The following is a 19601-nucleotide window of genomic DNA, read 5'->3' as shown; positions in this document are numbered from 1 at the left end:
TTACTTCTTCATCTGCTCTTTCAGAGCAAGAAGCTTGGCGAAAGGCGAATCGGGATCGATACGTGCAGGACGTTCCTGCTCCACACGTTTGCCGCCCTGATGACCATGATCGCGCTTCGGCTGACGCTGATTGCCACCACGGAAGTCACCCTTGGAACCTTCGCGCTTGCCTTCGCCGTCATGACGCTTTTGCTTGTCGAAGCGCTTGCCGCCACGATCATTGCGCGCCTGCTGCTCTGCTCCGCCTTCCGACTTGCGTGCTTCGCCGCCCTGATCGCGGTTCTGATGACCACGATTCTGGTTACCGCGATTTTGACGCTGACGGTTCTGATCCTGATTGCGGTTGCGGCCTTCAAAACGCCCCTGACGCCACAGAAGAACAGGCTTCGGTTCTTCAACCACCGCTTCTGCGATTTCACCTGCCGGTTCGGTTTCTGCCGCTACAGATGCAGCTTCTTCCGCTTTGGCTTCGGTTTCCGTCTCAGCGACAACAACCGCCGGTGCGGGCACAGGTTCAGCCGCTGGCACAGCAGGGTTCTCAGCCTCTGCGACCGGCGAAACGCCAGCTTCCTTGGCGGCAGCTTCAGCCGCGAAAGCATCCAGCTCAGCAAGCTTCGCCGTGACGGCAGCGGCTTCCATTGCCTCGTGACGATAGCCGAGGCTCTTCAGGATTTCTTCCATATCGTCGGTGGTCGCACCGAGAATGGACATCATGGCAGGCGTGACGATGAACCGTCCGCCGTCATAAGCGCCATCCGGACGCGCACCGGACCCCGGACGCCAGGCAAGCGCCGGACGGATCAGATCAGCAAGTCGTTCCAGAATATCGATGCGCACGGCACGGCGGCCCAGCACGCGATAGCCTGCCAGACGGTAGAACATCGGATCGAACGCCGGATCGACCACGACCGACGTGCGGCCAGCCGCCAACACATTCACGACGTCGCCATAACCGGCCCGTTCGCGGCCATCATTCTTGAGCGCCCAGAGCAGCGTGATGAGGCCAGCCGGAGCGGGCTTCAGCAGCATGGGCATGAATACGTGATAGGCGCCGAAACGCACACCGAGACGGCGTAGCGCCGCGCGCGAATCCTGATCGAGCCCACGCACTTCCTCTGCCACATCGCGGCGCGGAAGAATACCAAGGTTCTCGACGATCTGGAAAGCAAGGCCGCGTGTCATGCCGGTCAGGGCATCAGCGGCAGCCAGATCGGTGAGCGGCTTCAGAACGGTTTCGATATGATGGGCGACGAACCGTTCGATACGCGCGGCAACCTTGTCGCGCGCCGCTCCGGTAAGTTGTTCGTCGGCCAGGATCACCGCGCGCGGTTTCAGCAGGTCATCACCTGCAACCAGCGTTGCGACCGTTGCACCAACCCAGCGCATAACGCCATCCGAGCCGAGCGCGAAATCGCCGTTCGGCGCAGCAGCAAAGCGCTCCGCGCGGCGTTCGAACTCGGCGGCCAGCGCCTTTTGTGCAGCCGACTTCACCGCCTTTGCGTCCGGCCCCTCGGCCTGAACGTCAGCGGTAAAACGGAATCCTTCCAGTTGCCCGACATTGTGGCCTTCGACAATCACGTCTCCGGCAGGGCTGATTTCTGCTTCAAGCATGGCATTCTCTCTCAGGCGCCTCATAAGCACGCTTGTCCTGCGGTCTACAAAGCGTTTCGTCAACCTTTCATGCAGCGCGTCGGACAATCTGTCCTCAATTTCGCGCGTCTTTTCCTGCCAGTGTGTCGGATCGGCAAGCCATCCCGGCCTGTGCGACACAAAAGTCCAGGTTCGAATTTGCGCCACACGATGCGACAGGGTGTCAATTTCCCCCTCTGTGCTATCGGCGCGGCGCACCTGTTCGCTCATATAATCTTCATCGACGCTCCCTCGGCGGACAAGATCCTGATAGATGGTTGCAATGATATCGGCATGCTGCGCCGGCGCGATCTTGCGATAATCGGGCAGCGCGCAGGCGTCCCACAAAAGCTCGATGCGTGCCGGTGTCTTGGCGAGCCGCACAATCTCTTCGTCTTTCGACAAATTTTCAAGCGCTTGTTGATCGACGGCCGGCAAAGCCTTGGCCAATCCTTCGATCGGCGCGGGTGTTTCCAGAGAATATCGCAGGGAATCGAGCGATGAAAAGTCGAAACGGGCCGTGCGCCACTGCAGGACCTTCACCGGATCGAAATTATGCGCTTCCACCCGCTCGACCAGCTCTTCGTCAAACGGATGCACCTGCCCCGTCACGCCGAAGGTGCCGTCACGCAGGTGTCGGCCCGCACGCCCGGCGATCTGTCCCACTTCTGCGGGCGTCAGATCGCGGAACTGATAGCCGTCGAATTTGCGGTTCTGCGCAAAGGCAACATGGTCGACATCCAGATTGAGCCCCATCCCGATAGCATCGGTCGCCACCAGAAAATCGACATCGCCCGACTGGTAAAGCTCTACCTGTGCATTGCGTGTGCGCGGGCTGAGCGCGCCCATCACCACCGCCGCCCCGCCGCGCTGGCGGCGGATCAGTTCGGCAATCGCATAAACCTCGTCGGCGGAAAAGGCGACAATGGCGGAACGGTTCGGCAGGCGGGTAATCTTCTTGGACCCTGCATAGGCCAGATGCGACAGGCGCGGACGCGTCACCACATTGATGCCGCGCAGAAGCTTTTCCAGAATGCCGCGCATGGTCCCTGCACCAAGCAGGAGCGTCTCCTGCCGTCCGCGCAGATGCAGGATGCGGTCGGTGAATATATGGCCCCGCTCCAGATCACCGGCGAGCTGCACTTCATCGATGGCCACGAAAGCCACATCGGTGCGGCGCGGCATGGCCTCAACCGTGCAGACGGAATAGCGCGCGCCGGGCGGCACGATCTTTTCCTCACCTGTGACCAGCGCGACATTGGCCGCACCAACCCGTTCCACGACGCGGTTATAGACCTCGCGCGCCAGAAGGCGCAGCGGCAGGCCGATCATCCCGCTTCCATGCGACAGCATGCGTTCGATGGCCAGATGCGTTTTGCCGGTATTGGTCGGCCCAAGCACCGCAGTCACATCGCGGCCACTCAAGGTCAGCGGCAAATCATGGGCAGGGAGTTGGTTCATGCCAATAATCGGGTTCCCGGTACAAGCGCCCGTCACGGGCTGGATGCTGGTTCTTGCGATAGCACTATACGACCTGCACCGGAAGCGCTCCTGTTAAGTTTCAATATGGACGAGTTGCCAGCCTTTCGGCGACCGATACGCAACCGGCCAATAACTTGTCGATTAACGATTGGAACGACTCTGGAACGAATCGGCGACGAATCGCTGACTCGAATAGCTTCGCCTTTTGTTCACGGCAACATATAGTAAGCCTAACACAAAACCCCACAATATGATGAATCGGATGTTCCGCTTTTCTGTGTTTTCCTGACGCGAAACGACACCGCCGTTAACTTTTGGCAAAACCTGTCAACAGGCTGTTCCGGTAGCAAGGCTATTCTTCAGAAAATCTTAATGATTACTGATAGTTCGTTAATGCCTGAACGGTTGCGAACACGATCTTCATTAACCTTCAGGCCAAAGCCGGAACGAATCGGCGACGAATCGCTGATCCGCAAAGTTTCTCCATTTGTTCTCACCACATCTGGTGTTCAAAGTGCCCGACACACCATAGAAAATCGAAACCAGACGAACCTTGATGAGCATTTCTTCGATTTCGCATTAACTTTTCCGGCAATTCCGTATGCCCGACCCCGCCGATTTCAAACGTCTCATTGCGGAAACAAAAAGGCGAACGGAGCTATTTCTCCGCCCGCCTCTGTTCTGATAAAGGCGAAGGTCAGTCGCGCTCGACGCACAAGGCAACGCCCATGCCGCCGCCGATGCAAAGTGTCGCCAGACCGCGCTTGGCATCACGGCGCTGCATTTCGTAAAGCAACGTTGTCAGAACGCGCGCGCCGGAGGCACCTATCGGATGTCCGATCGCAATTGCTCCGCCATTGACATTGACGATATCCGGGTTGAGGCCAAGATCACGGACAACGGCGCAGGACTGCGCAGCAAAGGCTTCGTTGGCTTCGACCAGATCGAGATCACCGACGCTCCAGCCTGCCTTTTCCAATGCCTTCTTCGTCGCCGGAATCGGCCCCGTTCCCATGATCGACGGATCAACGCCAGCCGTCGCCCAGGAAACGATGCGAGCCAGCGGCTTCACACCACGTTTGGCAGCCTCATCCGCATCCATCAGAACGACAGCCGCAGCGCCATCGTTAATCCCGGATGCGTTACCCGCTGTAACCGTTCCTTCCTTGTCGAAAGCCGGTCTCAGCTTGGTCAGAGCCTCCATCGTCGTACCGGGACGGATATATTCGTCTACTGAGACAACTACATCCCCCTTGCGACCTTTCACGGTGAAGGGAACGATTTCATCCTCGAACCTGCCGGCAGTCTGTGCAGCTTCCGCCTTCTGCTGGGAGGCCAGTGCGAACTCATCCTGATCGGCGCGGGTCAACTGCCACTGGCGGGCGATATTTTCCGCCGTGATCCCCATGTGGTAGCCATTGAAGGCATCGGTCAGGCCGTCCTTCAGCATGGTGTCGATCATCTTGAAGTCGCCCATCTTCACGCCCGAACGCAAATGCGCGCAATGCGGCGCCATGGACATGGATTCCTGGCCGCCTGCCACGATGATCTTGGCATCGCCGGAAAGAATCTGCTGCATGCCGAGCGCGACCGCCCGCAAACCCGAACCGCATAGCTGGTTGATCGAGAAGGCCGTTGTCTCCTTTGGGCAACCGGCGTCCATGGCTGCCTGCCGCGCCGGGTTCTGCCCTTCACCTGCCGTCAGCACCTGTCCGAGAATAACCTCGTCCACATCAGTCGCCGCCACACCGGCGCGTTCCAACGCGCCTTTGATGACCGTCGCACCCAGTTCATGTGCGGGGATATTGGCAAACGCACCGTTGAAAGCGCCCACTGCGGTACGCGCAGCGCTGGCAATGACGATGGCTTTCTGGTCGGACATTCTTTCCTCCTTGAAATGTTGCGCAACACAAAGACCAAAATTCCGGCCTTGGCAAGCTTTGCAGTGCGTCAGCAACCGTCTTCATGAAAATCGATAAAGTGTTTTTCCCATGGCGAGCAGCATTGGAGTGTGCATTGCCGGTCATGATCGCTAAATTACATTTAGCTATAAATAGGAGATTATCCATGCCTTCACTGACGCTCGAACAAGCCAATGGGATTATTGCCGGTGCCTTTGCCAAGGCGGCGGAGCTGAAACTGAAGCCGCTGGCTGTTTGCGTTCTCGATGCGGGCGGCCATGTGAAGGCTTTCCAACGTCAGGACGGCGCGTCCATGCTCCGCTTCGAGATCGGCTCGGGCAAGGCCTATGGCGCGCTTGCGGTCGGCACCGGCTCACGCTGGCTGAACAATCAGGCAAAGGACCGTCCACACTTCCTGGAAGGCCTCTCGGGCGTGTCGGGCGGCAAGGTCGTGCCGGTGCCGGGTGGCGTTCTGATAAAGGATGCAGGCGGCGAAATCCTCGGTGCAGTCGGTATTTCCGGCGACACATCGGACAATGACGAGATTGCAGCCATTTCCGGCATCGAAGGCGCAGGCTTTGCATATGACGCAGGCTGATTTTCAATAATTGTTCTCGATCAAGGCCGCTTCATACGGCCTTTTCATGCAGTTTGCAGAGAAGGCCGCACAAAAGAAAACGCCGCTTCCGGAAACCGGAAACGGCGTTTTTGAAAGCCATCTTTCGGCTGCAATGCAGCGTCAGACTTATTCCTTGGCTTCGAGGACCTGACGGCCGCGATACATACCGCTCTTCAGATCGATATGATGCGGACGACGAAGTTCGCCCGAGTTCTTGTCCTCGACATAGGTCGGGGCCTTAAGAGCGTCAGCCGAACGGCGCATGCCGCGCTTCGACGGAGACGTTTTTCGTTTTGGTACTGCCATGGATCCAGCTCCACTGATCGGTCAATAAACGTCCGGCACGGCCCCGAAGAGCCTGTCACATCGGACAAAATTCCGGAAAGTCACGTGCCTATACACGCTCTAACGGCGTTTGACCAGCGGGAGTCTGATCTTTTTTTCGTATCGCGTATTTATTGCACGCAAACCACATAGGGCCCCGACCGTGCAGCGCGTCCGGCAACGATCCGGGCAATACGCTGCATGTTCCGCGTCGGCTTGGCTGGATTGCGCAAGGCCGGGTTCGGCAACGTGACGGCAAGCAGTGCGGATTGCTGCGCGTTAAGTTTTGCTGCGGGGCGCTTGAAATAATGCTGGGCTGCGGCCTCGATCCCGTAAATGCCCGGTCCCCACTCGGCGATATTCAGATAGATTTCCATAATGCGCTTTTTGGGCAGAATACCGTCAGCAGCCAGCGCCAGCGGAAATTCGAGCCCCTTGCGGACATAAGAGCGCCCATTCCAGAGGAAGAGGTTCTTCACTGTCTGCATCGTGATCGTGGAAGCGCCGCGGCTCGGGCCACCCTCGCCCGCATCGTCCAGAACCAGCCCAAGCTGATGCCAATCCACCCCACCGTGGCTACAGAACTGGCCATCCTCGGCCATCATCACCGAATTGACGAGAACCGGCGCGACGTCGTCGATACTGACCCATCTGCGGTCCACGCCCTGAAACAGAACATAGTCCTTGACCATGAGGGTCGAAATCGGGCGGACGAAGGGCACGGAATACACAAGAAGCAGGAAAATCGGCAATACGGCCAGAATCACCAGAATCTTGAGCACGAGAGCAATCCGGGCGCCCCAAACGGGATCTGCCAGATAATTGCGTCCATCTTTGCTCTTGATGATGATTTTTGCCACTGCCACCGCCTGCTGCCTTCCCCCAAGCGACATAAACCATTCCTTAATAAGTTTGAACCGGATTCCATAATCCAACCGGGGAAACAAGTCGAAACGCGCCGTTTCGTGACGTTCAAATGAAAAAGCCTGTGCTGATCGATGTGCCCAGTTGACCAATTCGGCGCTTTCGTCCATCCCCTTTGCCATGGAAAAGCTGTCGACCGATTTCACCGCCGTTCTCAACCATCGCGCCATGGAAGTGGAAATGGCGCTGACGGGCCTTCTGGACCAGCGCCTCAGGACGGGAGAAATCGCCCGCCCGGAACGGCTGCTCGCTGCCATGCGCCACGGTGTCCTGAATGGCGGCAAGCGCCTCCGGCCTTTTCTCGTTGTCGAAAGTGCCGCTTTGTTCGGCAAAGGTGGCGACGCCGTTCTGCGTGTTGCTGCCGCTCTCGAATGCATTCACTGCTATTCGCTTGTCCATGACGATCTGCCAGCTATGGACGACGATGACCTGCGGCGCGGTCAGCCGACCGTGCACAAGGCATTTGATGAAGCCGCCGCCATTTTGGCTGGTGACGGCCTTCTGACCTATGCTTTTGACATCATCTCGTCGGATGAAACCGATCTCGACGCAGCAATTCGCGTACAACTGGTTGCAGCGCTTGCCCGCGCATCCGGCCTCGGAGGTATGGTGGGCGGACAGGCTCTCGATCTGATGGCCGAGACCAGCAAGCCCGACGAAGCCGGTATCATCACGTTGCAGGCAATGAAGACCGGCGCGCTGATCCGTTTCGCCTGCGAGGCCGGAGCCATCATCGCCAACACATCCAGCGAAGACCGCGAGCGTATGGCCGAATTCGGCTCGGCCATCGGCCTTGCCTTCCAACTCGCCGACGATCTTCTGGACGTTACCGCCGACGCGGAGGCGATGGGCAAGGCGACCGGCAAGGATGCTGCCGCCGGAAAAGCCACGCTGGTTTCACTCCATGGCATCGACTGGACGCGCAAGCAATTGTCCGGACTGGTTGCCCAGGCGGAAAGTCTGCTGGCGCCTTTCGGCAAGGATGCCGATATTTTGAAGCAGGCTGCGCGGTTCATCGCCGAACGCCAGAATTAAAGCAGGTCTCCCGAAAGTGAGAACCCATTCGGGATAAAGACGTGCGTAGAAGCAACGACTCAGAGAGCGTCCTCACGCACCTTGACGATAACCACATCGTCGGCGGAAAGCATGCGCCCATCCTGAGCGCGAACATCAAGCGCGGCCACATCCTCGCCTGACACGCTGTCGACAAGACGCGAATGTGTCTCGCCCGGTGCAAATAGGTGTTTTTCGCCCCATTGCCTGAGCGACACGATGACCGGCAGCAGATCGCGCCCTTTGGCTGTCAGCCGATATTCCTGATGCGCCCCGCCATTGGGGTCCGGAACGGATTCCATGATCCCCTCGCCCGTCAGCTTGCGCAGGCGTTCCGAGAGAATATTGCGGGCGATCCCCAGATTCTTCTGAAAGACGCTGAAACGCGTCACACCGTCAAAGGCTTCACGGACGATCAGCAGCGACCACCAGTCGCCGATCACATCAAGCGCACGCGCACTCGGACAATAATCGCCTTTCATGCTTTTCTTCCGAACCATGTTCACTCCATCGATTGCAATCTGGTTGCAATATAAAACCTTTTTCGCTACAAGCAAAATGGTTTCATTTTGAAACTATTTTGCAGGAGTCCCTCATGCGACCTTCACCCGATGCGGCAGCAACGCTGTCCGCAAACCCTGATGCACGCCCTTTGCTCTCTTCGGCCACCCTCTTTTTGTTTGCGGCTGCAAGCGGACTGGCGGTGGCCAATGTCTATTTCGCCCATCCGCTACTCGATGTGATGGCCGATGACCTCGGCCTCAAGCGTTCAACAGCAGGCCTCATCGTCGCTGCCAGCCAGCTCGGTTATGCAATTGGCCTGATATTCCTTGTCCCGCTTGGCGATCTGCTCAACCGGCGCAAACTCATCATCGCGCATTTTCTTCTATCGGTCCTGTCCCTGATCGCAATCGGTTTTGCGGCCAATGCCACCGTGCTTCTGGTCGCCATGGCTTTTATGGGCCTGCTCGCCGTCGTAACACAGGCCCTTGTCGCCTATGCGGCCAGCCTCGCAGCACCAGCACGGCGCGGCCATGTGGTGGGCATCGTAACCAGCGGCATTGTGCTCGGCATATTGCTGGCGCGCGCCGTAGCAGGCGCCCTCACCGACATTGGCGGCTGGCGCAGCGTCTACTTCGTTTCCGCCATTCTCACGCTTCTGATCGCGCTCCTGCTCTGGCGCAGCCTGCCCGACCAGAAACGCCAGCCGACCAGCGTCAGCTATCCAGCACTCATTCTGTCGCTTGTGACGTTGTTTCGCTCCGAGTCGGTGCTGCGCATTCGCGCCATCATCGCGATGCTGATCTTCGCCGATATCACCACTTTACTCGCCCCAATGGTCATGCCGCTCAGTGCACCACCTTTCGAACTGAGCCATGCTGAGATCGGTCTGTTTGGTCTGGCAGGTGCTGCCGGAGCGCTTGCCGCGTCGCGTGCAGGCGGCGTTGCCGACCGCGGCCACGCACAGCGCATGACGGGCTTCGCCTTATTGTTGATGCTCATTTCCTGGGGCCTGATAGCCCTGCTGGGACATTCGCTGCTCTGGCTGATCGCAGGCGTGCTGATTATCGACTTCGGCCTTCAGGCTGTCCACGTCACCAATCAGGCGATGATCTACCGTGTGCGCCCGGACGCACAAAACAGGCTCACCGCCGCCTACATGGTTTTCTATTCCATCGGCAGCGCAAGCGGTTCGGCAGTTTCAACCTGGATCTATGCTCATGCGGGCTGGAATGGCGTTTGCCTGCTCGGCGCAGGCATCAGCCTTGTCACGCTCATCTTCTGGGCAGCAACATTAAAGGCTACACCAGAGACCGCTACGCGCGCGGTCACCTGTACCGCTTAGTTCTGGCCAGCAGCAATTTTCTGATCGAGTCCGAAGCGGTTCTCGATGTAATCGGCAACCATTTTCTGGAAGTCCTCGGCAATAGCAGGACCGCGCAACGTCGTGACTTTCTTGCCATCGACAAAGACCGGTGCGGACGGCGTTTCGCCCGTGCCGGGAAGCGAGATGCCGATATCAGCGTGCTTCGATTCGCCCGGCCCGTTGACAATGCAGCCCATCACTGCGACCGACAGCGCTTCCACGCCGGGATATTTCTCACGCCAGACCGGCATGTTGCGGCGGATATCGTCCTGAATGGTCTGGGCCAGTTCCTGAAACACGGTCGACGTCGTGCGTCCGCAACCGGGACACGCCGCAACAATCGGAATAAATTGCCGGAAACCCATGGTCTGCAGAAGCTCTTGTGACACCTGCACTTCACGGGTGCGGTCGCCGCCCGGTTCCGGGGTCAGCGAAATGCGGATCGTGTCGCCGATGCCCTGCTGCAACAGAATACCCATGGCCGCCGACGAGGCGACAATGCCCTTGGTGCCCATGCCGGCTTCAGTGAGGCCCAGATGCAGTGCATGATTGGAACGCTGCGCCAGCATCGTATAGACGGCAATCAGGTCCTGCACCTGACTGACCTTGGCCGACAGGATGATCTTGTCGCGGCCAAGACCGATCTCTTCGGCAAGATTGGCGGAAATCAGAGCCGACTGCACAATGGCCTCGCGCATGACTTCCTGCGCGCTCAATGGCGCGCCCGCATCCTGATTACGATCCATCAGCGCGGTCAGGAGTTCCTGATCGAGCGAACCCCAGTTCACGCCGATGCGCACCGGCTTGTCATAGCGGATCGCCATTTCGACGATATCGGCGAACTGCTTGTCCTTCTTGTCCTTGAAACCGACATTGCCCGGATTGATACGATATTTTGCAAGTGCTTCCGCACAGGCCGGATGATCGGCCAGCAGCTTGTGACCAATATAATGGAAGTCGCCAACCAGCGGCACATCATGGCCAAGACGTTCCAGCCGTTCGCGGATTTTCGGCACGGCAGCAGCCGATTCATCGCGATCCACCGTGATGCGCACGATTTCCGAACCGGCACGGTGAAGTGCAGCCACCTGCGCGACTGTAGAGTCCACATCCGCAGTGTCCGTGTTGGTCATTGACTGCACGACGACGGGCGCACTGCCGCCGACGATAACGCCACCGACACTGACGCCAACCGACTGGCGGCGAGGAAATGGATGCGAAAAATAGCTGACGGTCTCGGAAGACATTTTGCTCTGTTCTTAACTGTACCTGTTTTCAGGTGGCGCAGCGCGACGCGAATGTCAACGCCCGCGTATATCGGGGCCTGCATATATCCGGCTTTCGCTTTATATAATCGCTTGCCGAGGCAATGTCGCCCTCTCATTATGTCGTGATTGACAAGGAGGAGCCCGCCCATGACCGACGCATCTGCCCGCAAGACCGCAATCGTCACCGGATCAAATTCCGGGATCGGCCTTGGTATAGCCCATGCGCTGGCGGCGGCAGGACACAACGTCGTGATCAACTCATTCACCGACCGTGAGGAGGATCATACCCTCGCACGCAAGCTCGGCGAAGAACATGGCGTCAGCGTGGTCTATATTGCGGCCGACATGTCGAAGGCCGACCAATGCCGCGCACTGATCGCAGAAACGGTAAAGCAGTTCAGCAGTGTGGACATTCTCGTCAACAATGCCGGTATCCAGCATGTATCTCCGGTCGAGGAGTTTCCGACCGAGCAATGGGATCGCATCATCGCAATCAACCTGACATCGGCCTTTCACACCTCGGCTGCCGCGATCCCGCATATGCGTAAGATTGGCTGGGGCCGCATTATCAATATCGCTTCAGCACATGGCCTCGTGGCATCGCCGTTCAAGTCGGCATATGTGGCCGCCAAGCACGGCATTGTCGGCTTCACCAAAACGCTGGCGCTGGAACTTGCGACCGCAAAGATCACCGCCAATTCCATCTGTCCCGGCTATGTTCTGACCCCCCTTGTCGAGGCGCAGATACCGGACCAGATGAAGGCCTATCACATGGACCGCGAAACCGTGATCCGCGAAGTGATGCTGGACAAACAGCCAACGAAGGAATTCGTCACCACCGCACAGATTGGCGCCCTTGCCGCTTTCCTCGCAAGCGATACGGCAGCGCAGATCAATGGCGCTGCCATTCCTGTCGATGGTGGCTGGACAGCGGAGTAACGCATCCCGAAAAGTGGGAACCGGTTTTCGGATAAGATGCGTGGCATAAGAAAATTCAGTGCTTTTGATCCGCGTATCGGGCCAGACTTGAGAAGGCCAACACGACCAGCAGCAAAACCGGAAGCGCCAGAAACACCACGCCGAAGCCGCTATGCTTTGCAACAAAACCGATCAGCGACGGCGCCACCAGCATGCCGGAATAACCAAGCGTCGTTGCGATGGACAGGCCGACGCTCGGATTGACACCCGGCATATTGCCAGCCATCGAGAAGGCTATCGGCACCATATTGGAAATGCCGATCCCGCAGATCGCGAAGCCGATAATCGCCGTTGCCGAACTGTTTCCAAAACCGACGATCAGCATTCCGATGATAGCGATGATCGTGCAGGCACGCAGGGTTTTAACCGCACCGAAACGATCACGCACCAGATCGCCTGCAAAACGCATGATCGCCATTGAACCCGAAAAGGCCGCAAAGCCGAAGCCCGCCACCGTAACGGACGCGCCCAAGTCCTGACGCATATGATAGGCGCCCCAATCGAGAATCGCCCCTTCTGGCACCATGGAAAACAGCGCCATGACACCGACAAGCCAGGGCAGGGGATTGCGCGGCAAGGTAAGCTTCTGCTTTTCGCCACTGGGGTGATGATGCTCCGTATCCGGGATGATCGAAGGCCATGCCGTAGCGATCAGGATGGCGGCGACAAGTGTCGTGACCAGCGCATGAACGGTCGACCCGAATTGCGCGATGAGAAAACCGCCTGTCGCGGCACCTATGAGACCGCCAAGGCTCCAGAAAGCATGGCAGGAGGACATGATCGCCCGGCGCATCTTTTTCTCGACGGCGACTGCATTGGCATTCATGGAGACATCCATCGCAGCCATGGTCCCGCCGAAATAGAACATAACGATCACAGCAGTGACTACATTCGGCACTAATGCGATCACCAGCAGCGCCGGGATAAAGGCAAGCGCAAAAATGCGCACCACAATGCCCGAACCGCGATGCGCAGAAAGCGCACCTGCGACCGGCATCATAGCCAGAGAACCAAGGCCAAAGACAAGGATCATCAGTCCCATTCCGGCACTATCAAGTCCGAGGCGTTCAGCAAACTCCGGGATTTTCGGGGCCCAGCCACCAAAAATATAGCCGTTCATCAGAAAGAGAAGCGCAACGGCAATCCGCTCTCTGGTTATAATCGGCGCACGCGCAGGCGCCGCATCTTCGCGTCCGGAAACCTGTTCCATCTATCCCTCAGTTGCGGTCCGCTGCCGCACGTAAAATCTTCATACCTGAAGCCGCATAGGGCGCAAGCGCTGCTTCATCCGCATCATATTCGACAGCCATGACACCGACATCGTCCAAGGGAACGACATCATGGGCGGCAACCGTACCAAGCTTGTCGCTTGTAATGGCAAGCGCCACTATCCGGCTGCGCCCGGCAATCACCCGTTTGAATTCCGCATCGTCCAGATGCAGCGCCGTCACGCCGATTTCAGCGGCAATACCGCACGCACCCAAAACACAGAGATCAGGGCGCAACAATTCGGCATCGCGCAAGGCACGCGCCCCGACGGCAGCACTCACCCGCCGGTCGATAGGTCCGCCGATCAATATCAGCTCAATCTCCGGCGAGCCCATGAGAATGGCAGCGATGGACGGCGTGTTGGTGACCACAGTGACGGCTTCGCCGCGTTCGACCAAAAGCCGCGCCAGCGCCGTATTTACCGAAGATGCATCGAGAAACACAGTCATGCCGGGCTCGACCAGTCCCACCAAGACGGCGGCCAGCGCAGCCTTCGCCTGTGGTCGCTCGGAATCCCGTTCTGCGAGCGGGGAAGGCTCAGGCACCGCACGCAACGCGCCGCCATAGACACGCCTGCAAAGCCCTGCCGCCGCCATCTCGCGCAGATCGCGCCGGATCGTATCCTCGGACACGCCGAAGCTTTCCGCCAGTTCAGCCGCCAGCACACGGCCTGACTGTTGTAGCAGTTCCTGAATGCGCGCCTGTCTTTCGTGGAGCAGAAGCTCTGTCACCGTCATCCTCCCACCATGCACAATCATGCATAAATCGGCATAAACATGCATACCAGATTTTGGAAGCCCTGCAAGCGCAAACAAAAGCCGTACCTTTTGACAGGCACGGCATTAACGTTTCTGATGCTTTAAACGACTGCGAAAGCGACAGTTACGGTCTGATGGGCCACTACGCTTCCCCCTCATCCTGAGCCTGTCGAAGGACGAGGGCAGGCGTTGTGCATTTCCCTCGCCCTTCGAGACGCCGTTTTCAACGGCTCCTCAGGATGAGGGAAAAGGAGACCTGGAACGCGATCCGAAGATCGATCCGCTTCGGCTGAAGCCCATAACTGTTACGAGTAGACGACGAGCAAATCCTTGGCGTCGATCTGCTCTCCGGGGCGCACAAGCACTTCCGCGATAGTGCCATCACGCTCGGCATGAATAGCAGTTTCCATCTTCATCGCTTCGATGGAAAGCAGCACGTCGCCCTGCGTAACCGTCTGGCCGGTCGCCACGGCAACCGTCGAGACAACACCCGGCATCGGCGCACCGACTTGGCGGTCGTTCCCGGCTTCTACTTTGCGACGGACACCACCGGAAGCGCCTTTGGCGCGGTTCGGCACCTTGATGCGGCGTGGCTGGCCATTCAACTCGAAGAACACGGTCACCATGCCCTTTTCGTCGGTTTCACTCATCGCCTGATTGACGATCACCAGCGTCTTGCCGCGTTCCAGATCGACGAAGACCTCTTCTTCCGGCTTTAGGCCGTAGAAATAGACTGGCGTTGGTAGAACGCTTGTTGGGCCATAGGTTTCCTGCGCGGATGCATAATCGGTGAAGACCTTCGGATACATCAGCGCCGACGCGAATTCCCGATCGGAAATCTTGCGATCGACAGTCTCCTCGAACCCTTCACGCTCGGCGTTCAGATCGGCAGGCTCCAGCAGGGCGCCGGGACGCACGGTAAACGGCTCTTCGCCCTTCAGAATTTTCTTCTGAAGCGCCTTCGGCCATCCCGATGGCGGCTGGCCAAGATCGCCGCGCATCATCGACACCACGGAATCCGGGAAAGCAATATCCTTTGCCGGGTTTTCGATGTCGGCAACCGTCAGGTCCTGACTGACCATCATCAGTGCCATGTCGCCCACAACTTTGGAGGATGGCGTGACCTTGACGATATCGCCGAACATGCGGTTCACATCGGCATAGGCTTGCGCCACCTCGTGCCAGCGGGTTTCAAGTCCCAGCGAACGGGCCTGCTCTTTAAGGTTGGTGAACTGGCCACCCGGCATTTCATGCAGATAAACTTCTGAAGCCGGTCCTTTGAGATCGCTTTCGAACGCCGCATACTGGTTGCGTACAGCTTCCCAATAGAAGGAGATGCGGCGGATCGAATCCGGATCGAGGCCCGGATCGCGTTCTGAACCGTGCAGCGCCTCAACGATGGAACCAAGGCAAGGCTGCGATGTGTTGCCGGAGAGAGCGTCCATCGCCGCATCGACCACATCCACGCCCGCATCAATCGCGGCAAGAACGGTCGCCGCCGAAATGCCCGACGTATCATGCGTATGGAAATGGATCGGCAGATCGGTTTCCTCGCGTAGCACCTTGAACAGGGCGCGGGCCGCGGCAGGCTTCAAAAGCCCCGCCATATCCTTCACCGCAATGATATGCGCGCCAGCTTTTTCAACTTCCTTCGCCAGATTGACGTAATATTTGAGGTCATACTTGGCGCGTTCCGGATTGAGAATATCGCCCGTGTAACAAATCGCCGCTTCGCAGAGCTTGTTTTCCTCCAGCACCGCGTCCATCGACACGCGCATGTTCTCGACCCAGTTGAGACTGTCGAAAACGCGGAACAGATCAATGCCGCCGCGTGCCGCCTCTCGCACGAAATATTTTACGACATTGTCGGGATAAGATTTGTAGCCGACGCCGTTTGCACCGCGCAAAAGCATCTGCAGAAGAAGGTTCGGCGCAGCTTCACGCACCAGTGCCAGACGCTCCCACGGGTCCTCGGTGAGGAAACGCATCGAAACGTCGAATGTCGCACCGCCCCAGCATTCCAGCGAAAACAGATTCGGCAGCGCCTGCGCATAGGAATTGGCAATGCGGGCAATGTCGTAAGTGCGCATGCGCGTCGCCAGAAGCGACTGATGGCCGTCTCGCATGGTCGTATCGGTAATCAACGCACGCTTTTCGTTGCGCACCCATTCCGCGAACTTCTTCGGCCCAAGCTGATCCAGACGCTGCTTGGTGCCATCTACAACCGGCTTATCGCCGAACCACGGCACACGCGGCTTGGCTGCATCCTTAGCCGGCTTTGCACGCCCCTTGGTTTCGGGGTGGCCATTGACCGTCACGTCGGCAATATAGGTCAGAAGCTTGGTGGCACGATCCTGCCGCTTGACCTGCTCAAACAGTTCCGGTGTCGTGTCGATGAAGCGCGTCGTATAGTCGTTGGCCTGAAACTTCGGATGATTGATGATCGCTTCAAGGAAAGTGAGATTCGTCGCCACACCACGGATGCGGAATTCACGCAAGGCGCGATCCATCCGGCGAATGGCTTCCAGAGATGTTGCGCCCGAAGCGGTCACCTTGACCAGCAGCGGATCGTAGTAGCGGGTGATGAAGGCACCCGAATAGGCTGTACCGCCATCCAGACGGATGCCGAAACCCGATGCCGAGCGATAGGCCTGAATGCGTCCGTAATCAGGAATGAAGTTCTGTTCCGGGTCTTCCGTGGTGATACGGCACTGAAGCGCATGGCCGTTAAGGCGAATATCTTCCTGACGCGGCACACCCGATTCCGGTGTGCCGATGGCGAAGCCTTCGAGAATATGGATTTGCGCCTTGACGATATCGATGCCGGTCACCTGCTCGGTGACGGTATGCTCAACCTGAATACGCGGGTTGACCTCGATGAAATAGAACTTGCCGCTATCGGCATCCATCAGGAACTCGACAGTACCCGCACCGATATAATCGGTGGCATGGGCAATCTTCAGGCCATAGCTTGCCAGTTCCTGACGCTGCGCGTCATTGAGGTAAGGCGCCGGCGCCCGCTCCACGACTTTCTGGTTGCGGCGCTGGATCGAGCAGTCACGCTCGAAAAGATGGACCGCATTGCCATGGGTATCGCCCAGTATCTGCACTTCGACATGGCGCGCGCGTTCAATCAGCTTTTCGAGATAGACCTCATCCTTGCCGAATGCAGCCTTGGCCTCGCGCTTGGCTTCCGTGACTTCGCGGGCAAGATCGGCTTCGGCGCGGATGGCGCGCATGCCGCGACCGCCACCGCCCCAGCTCGCCTTCAGCATCAGCGGATAGCCGATTTCTGCCGCAAGCTTCTTCACTTCCTCCATATTGTCAGGAAGCGGCTCAGTGGCTGGAACCACGGGTACGCCGATCTCGATGGCAAGATTGCGGGCCGCAACCTTGTTGCCGAGGCGGCGCATGGTCTCCGGCTTCGGGCCGATGAAGATGATGCCGCTTTCGGCACAAGCTTCGGCAAATTCCGGGCTTTCGGACAAAAGGCCATAGCCGGGGTGAATCGCATCGGCACCCGAAAGCTTGGCGACGCGAATAATTTCATCAATGGAAAGATAGCTTTCAATCGGACCAAGATCGCGATCCAGATGCGGACCGCGACCGACCTGATAACTTTCATCGGCTTTGAAGCGATGCAGGGAAAGTTTGTCTTCCTCAGCCCATATGGCCACCGTTTTGAGCCCCAGCTCATTGGCGGCGCGGAATACGCGGATTGCGATTTCAGATCGGTTGGCGACCAGAATTTTCCGGATAGGCTTTTGGGCGAAAGACAAGGCAGATCTCCCTAACTGCAATGACAAAGGCGCCATTGCTTAACCTGCAATAGACACAAGCGCAAACAAACTGTGCAACAGGGAGATAAAAACAAAATGCCCGACTAAATGCCGGGCAGATTGATGAATTTTGTAGCACTTTATGCTAATATATCAGGCACAAGAGCGGCTCCTTTTATGAAGCAATCATCAGAACCGCTCTAAGCATCTGTGTTCTCGCATTATCCAACGCAAAACCGCTTCGCACTTCTGCTGGAAATGCTCCATTACTTCTGGAAGTAATTATACTTGCCGTCTTCACCCTTGCGCCATTCGAACATGACGTAAGGCGAAAGGCTCGGATCCCCCTTGGCGTCAAACGAGATTTCGCCGAGAACGGTCTTGAACGGACCCTTTTCCTTCATCGCGGTCGCAACTTCCTGCGGGTCGTTGCTTCCGGCAGCATTGGCGGCATTAACCAGCGACTGCACACCGGCATAGGCATAGAAGGTATAGGCTTCAGGCTCAAAGCCCTTGTCACGGAAAGCCTTGATCAGTTCCGCATTCGACTTGTCGTCTCGCGGATCGGGACCGAAAGTGTTCATGACACCACCCACAGCGTCACCGGCAATCGAGGCAAGTTCATTGGACACGATACCATCGCCCGAAATGAACTGTGCCTTGAGGCCCTGATCATCCATCTGACGGATGAGCAGACCCGCTTCCGGATGCATGCCGCCCCAGTAAACAGCGGTGATGCCAGCAGCCTTCATCTTGGAGATGAGCGCGGAGAAGTCCTTGTCGCCCTGATTCACGCCTTCGTAGAGCGTTTCCTTCATGCCATTGTCGTTGAGCGACTTCTTGGTTTCATCGGCAAGCCCCTGCCCGTAAGGCGTCTTGTCGTGAAGGATGGCAACTTTGCCGTCCTTGTAATTGTCGGCCATATATTTGCCAGCAACGATGCCCTGCTGGTCATCGCGACGGCAGGTGCGGAAGGTGTTCCACAGTTCACGCTCGGTGAAGGTCGGGTTGGTGGTGCCTGGCGCGATCATCAGTACGCCGTTTTCAGCGTAGATGTCCGAAGTCGGAATGCTGACGCCGGAATTGAAATGACCGATGACGAACTGAACGCCATCGCCGACGAACTTGTTTGCAACGGAAATGCCCTGCTTCGGATCGGCAGCATCATCGCCATAGACGATGGTGATCTGCTCGCCATTCATGCCGCCCTTGGCATTGGCTTCTGCGACTGCCGCTTCGACACCGCGCTTGATCTGCTCGCCAAAAGCCGCCTGGCTACCGGTTAGAGGTGCGCCAACGCCGAGCTGGATGTCAGCAAAGGATACGCCGCCCATTGCAACCAGCGCCGAAAGGCAAACGCCGCAGAATAAGGATTTCTTCATTTCAGTTGCTCCCACTAAACGCAGTCCGAAAGCTGGAAACGGTTTCGGAATACGCATCAAAACACTCATTCAGAACGGCAATCTGACCGGATCAGACAACCGCCATTTTTGCAGGCTCGACAGCGACGACAGAGGCGCCGCATAAACCTGATATTCGAATGGGAGATCGCGTCAGCCCCAGGAACGCAATTCGGGCTTGAAACTACCCGCGTTGAAACTGGTCCTCCCACCAGATCGCGCGATCAGACATAGAGAATCGCCCTATGTCCAATCATCAATATAGATACAATCACGCCCGTTGACGAAGTAAAGTAATGATTTCGTCTATATCTTGCTTTTTCCGCATGACTTTATGCGGATCAGAAGCC

14 protein-coding genes are annotated in these 19601 nt (G+C 57.7%); 4 read left to right on the top strand and 10 right to left on the bottom strand.

The window, feature by feature from the left end; genetic code table 11:
• Both F9K94_RS19450 and F9K94_RS19445 read right to left on the bottom strand, forming a co-directional pair.
• Positions 1-3090 (bottom strand): helicase-related protein, encoded by a 3090-nt coding sequence (locus F9K94_RS19450; RefSeq protein WP_151647845.1) that lies wholly within the window; start codon positions 3088-3090, stop codon positions 1-3.
• 718 nt (positions 3091-3808) lie between these two features.
• Complete coding sequence (locus F9K94_RS19445; RefSeq protein ID WP_010661441.1) at positions 3809-4993, bottom strand: acetyl-CoA C-acetyltransferase; 1185 nt, start codon at positions 4991-4993, stop codon at positions 3809-3811.
• 185 nt (positions 4994-5178) lie between these two features.
• On the opposite strand from F9K94_RS19445, the gene F9K94_RS19440 reads away from it, so the two are divergent.
• Complete coding sequence (locus tag F9K94_RS19440; protein WP_151647843.1) at positions 5179-5610, top strand: GlcG/HbpS family heme-binding protein; 432 nt, start codon at positions 5179-5181, stop codon at positions 5608-5610.
• A 147-nt stretch (positions 5611-5757) separates the two neighbouring features.
• On the opposite strand, the gene rpmF is transcribed toward F9K94_RS19440, so the two are convergent.
• Both rpmF and mtgA read right to left on the bottom strand, forming a co-directional pair.
• Positions 5758-5937, bottom strand: coding sequence for a 50S ribosomal protein L32 (gene rpmF, locus F9K94_RS19435; RefSeq protein WP_006467787.1), 180 nt, complete (start codon positions 5935-5937; stop codon positions 5758-5760).
• A 149-nt stretch (positions 5938-6086) separates the two neighbouring features.
• Complete coding sequence (mtgA, locus tag F9K94_RS19430; RefSeq protein WP_192799541.1) at positions 6087-6815, bottom strand: monofunctional biosynthetic peptidoglycan transglycosylase; 729 nt, start codon at positions 6813-6815, stop codon at positions 6087-6089.
• Between the two features lie 184 nt (positions 6816-6999).
• On the opposite strand from mtgA, the gene F9K94_RS19425 reads away from it, so the two are divergent.
• On the top strand, positions 7000-7914 hold the full coding sequence (locus F9K94_RS19425; RefSeq protein WP_151647980.1) for a polyprenyl synthetase family protein: 915 nt from the start codon (positions 7000-7002) through the stop codon (positions 7912-7914).
• Between the two features lie 59 nt (positions 7915-7973).
• On the opposite strand, the gene F9K94_RS19420 is transcribed toward F9K94_RS19425, so the two are convergent.
• Entirely contained in the window at positions 7974-8432 is a 459-nt protein-coding gene (locus tag F9K94_RS19420; protein WP_151647841.1) for a winged helix-turn-helix transcriptional regulator, read from the bottom strand.
• Positions 8433-8527: 95 nt separating this feature from the next.
• Here F9K94_RS19420 and F9K94_RS19415 point away from each other — a divergent pair, with 95 nt between their 5' ends.
• Positions 8528-9778, top strand: a complete 1251-nt coding sequence (locus F9K94_RS19415; protein WP_151647839.1) for an MFS transporter — start codon at positions 8528-8530, stop codon at positions 9776-9778.
• Here the strand turns inward: F9K94_RS19415 and ispG are convergent.
• Positions 9775-11046, bottom strand: a complete 1272-nt coding sequence (gene ispG / locus F9K94_RS19410) for a flavodoxin-dependent (E)-4-hydroxy-3-methylbut-2-enyl-diphosphate synthase (protein ID WP_151647837.1) — start codon at positions 11044-11046, stop codon at positions 9775-9777. The two genes, F9K94_RS19415 and ispG, sit on opposite strands and share 4 nt — an antisense overlap.
• Before the next feature lie 168 nt (positions 11047-11214).
• Between ispG and F9K94_RS19405 the strand changes: the two genes are divergently transcribed.
• On the top strand, positions 11215-12006 hold the full coding sequence (locus tag F9K94_RS19405; protein WP_151647834.1) for a 3-hydroxybutyrate dehydrogenase: 792 nt from the start codon (positions 11215-11217) through the stop codon (positions 12004-12006).
• 55 nt (positions 12007-12061) lie between these two features.
• On the opposite strand, the gene F9K94_RS19400 is transcribed toward F9K94_RS19405, so the two are convergent.
• The 4 genes from F9K94_RS19400 to F9K94_RS19385 all read right to left on the bottom strand — a co-directional run bounded on the left by F9K94_RS19400 (position 12062) and on the right by F9K94_RS19385 (position 19233).
• Entirely contained in the window at positions 12062-13255 is a 1194-nt protein-coding gene (locus tag F9K94_RS19400) for an MFS transporter (RefSeq protein ID WP_151647832.1), read from the bottom strand.
• Positions 13256-13262: 7 nt separating this feature from the next.
• Positions 13263-14051 (bottom strand): DeoR/GlpR family DNA-binding transcription regulator, encoded by a 789-nt coding sequence (locus F9K94_RS19395; RefSeq protein ID WP_151647830.1) that lies wholly within the window; start codon positions 14049-14051, stop codon positions 13263-13265.
• Positions 14052-14377: 326 nt separating this feature from the next.
• Entirely contained in the window at positions 14378-17851 is a 3474-nt protein-coding gene (pyc, locus tag F9K94_RS19390) for a pyruvate carboxylase (protein ID WP_151647828.1), read from the bottom strand.
• A 266-nt stretch (positions 17852-18117) separates the two neighbouring features.
• A complete protein-coding gene (locus F9K94_RS19385; RefSeq protein WP_061347981.1) occupies positions 18118-19233 on the bottom strand; it encodes a branched-chain amino acid ABC transporter substrate-binding protein in 1116 nt (371 codons plus the stop codon).
• Positions 19234-19601: the final 368 nt, after the last annotated feature.

The organism is Brucella tritici (genome assembly GCF_008932285.1).
Taxonomy (GTDB): domain Bacteria; phylum Pseudomonadota; class Alphaproteobacteria; order Rhizobiales; family Rhizobiaceae; genus Brucella; species Brucella tritici.
The sequence above is the reverse complement of the archived record's forward strand: the minus strand, read 5'-3'. Positions and strand labels throughout refer to the sequence as shown.

Excerpts from the sequence above, each read along its gene's own strand:
- F9K94_RS19450 (WP_151647845.1), bottom strand. The coding sequence starts at position 3,090 with ATGAACCAACTCCCTGCCCATGATTTGCCGCTGACCTTGAGTGGCCGC.
- F9K94_RS19445 (WP_010661441.1), bottom strand. The coding sequence starts at position 4,993 with ATGTCCGACCAGAAAGCCATCGTCATTGCCAGCGCTGCGCGTACCGCA.
- F9K94_RS19440 (WP_151647843.1), top strand. The coding sequence starts at position 5,179 with ATGCCTTCACTGACGCTCGAACAAGCCAATGGGATTATTGCCGGTGCC.
- rpmF (WP_006467787.1), bottom strand. The coding sequence starts at position 5,937 with ATGGCAGTACCAAAACGAAAAACGTCTCCGTCGAAGCGCGGCATGCGC.
- F9K94_RS19425 (WP_151647980.1), top strand. The coding sequence starts at position 7,000 with ATGGAAAAGCTGTCGACCGATTTCACCGCCGTTCTCAACCATCGCGCC.
- F9K94_RS19420 (WP_151647841.1), bottom strand. The coding sequence starts at position 8,432 with ATGGTTCGGAAGAAAAGCATGAAAGGCGATTATTGTCCGAGTGCGCGT.
- F9K94_RS19415 (WP_151647839.1), top strand. The coding sequence starts at position 8,528 with ATGCGACCTTCACCCGATGCGGCAGCAACGCTGTCCGCAAACCCTGAT.
- ispG (WP_151647837.1), bottom strand. The coding sequence starts at position 11,046 with ATGTCTTCCGAGACCGTCAGCTATTTTTCGCATCCATTTCCTCGCCGC.
- F9K94_RS19405 (WP_151647834.1), top strand. The coding sequence starts at position 11,215 with ATGACCGACGCATCTGCCCGCAAGACCGCAATCGTCACCGGATCAAAT.
- F9K94_RS19400 (WP_151647832.1), bottom strand. The coding sequence starts at position 13,255 with ATGGAACAGGTTTCCGGACGCGAAGATGCGGCGCCTGCGCGTGCGCCG.
- F9K94_RS19395 (WP_151647830.1), bottom strand. The coding sequence starts at position 14,051 with ATGACGGTGACAGAGCTTCTGCTCCACGAAAGACAGGCGCGCATTCAG.
- F9K94_RS19385 (WP_061347981.1), bottom strand. The coding sequence starts at position 19,233 with ATGAAGAAATCCTTATTCTGCGGCGTTTGCCTTTCGGCGCTGGTTGCA.